The organism is Mesorhizobium sp. M7A.F.Ca.US.014.04.1.1, assembly GCF_003998745.1.
Classification (GTDB): domain Bacteria; phylum Pseudomonadota; class Alphaproteobacteria; order Rhizobiales; family Rhizobiaceae; genus Mesorhizobium; species Mesorhizobium ciceri.
Map to the genome: position 1 here is coordinate 1 of NZ_RZRW01001296.1, position 674 is coordinate 674.

2 protein-coding genes are annotated in these 674 nt (G+C 60.8%); both read right to left on the reverse strand.

Annotated elements, in window-relative coordinates:
- Positions 1–230, reverse strand: a 230-nt coding sequence (locus EOA22_RS36165) for an ABC transporter permease subunit (RefSeq protein WP_206521553.1), incomplete at its 3' end; no start/stop codon positions are given.
- A 3-nt stretch (positions 231–233) separates the two neighbouring features.
- A partial coding sequence (locus EOA22_RS36170; protein WP_164756312.1) for an ABC transporter permease subunit occupies positions 234–674 on the reverse strand: 441 nt, incomplete at its 5' end.

Sequence of the window (674 nt, forward strand, 5' to 3'; positions counted from 1 at the left end):
CCATAATAGAGCACGAACAGCAGGATCAGGATCGGCAGGCCGCGCATGATCTCGATATAGGCGCGAACGGCCCAGCGCAACGGCGTGAACTGCGTGCTTTCGAGGCAGGCGAGCAACAGGCCGACAGCCAGTCCGAGGGCAGCAGCCAGCGCGCAGATCCAGGCCGTCGTCGCCAGTCCGGCCAGCATCAGCGGCCCATATTGCAGCCACAGGTCGAAGAACTGCGTCATGGCTCAGGCCCTCCGCGCTAGTCGCTGCTCGGCCATGCGACCGAGCAGCGACAGGAGGAAATTGATGACGATGTAGATGATGGCGGCGGCGATGTAGATTTCGAACGGGCGGTAGGTGGTCGCGACGATCTGCTGGCTCACCCGCATCAGTTCCGTCACCGCGATAACGGAAACCAGCGAGGAATTTTTCAGAATGCTGATGGTCTCGTTGACCAGCGAGGGAATGACGAGACGCAGTATCTGGGGGACGAGAATGTGCTGGCGCGCCGCCCATTTGCGTATGCCCACCATGCGTGCCGCTTCCAATTGCCCCCGCGGAATGGCCAAAAGCCCGCCGCGAAATATCTCGGCCTGGAACGCGATCGTGTTGAGGGTCAGCGCGATGATAGCGGCAAGGATAGGAGCCACGTTGATGCCGTTGAGCGGCAGCAGATAGGATATGAT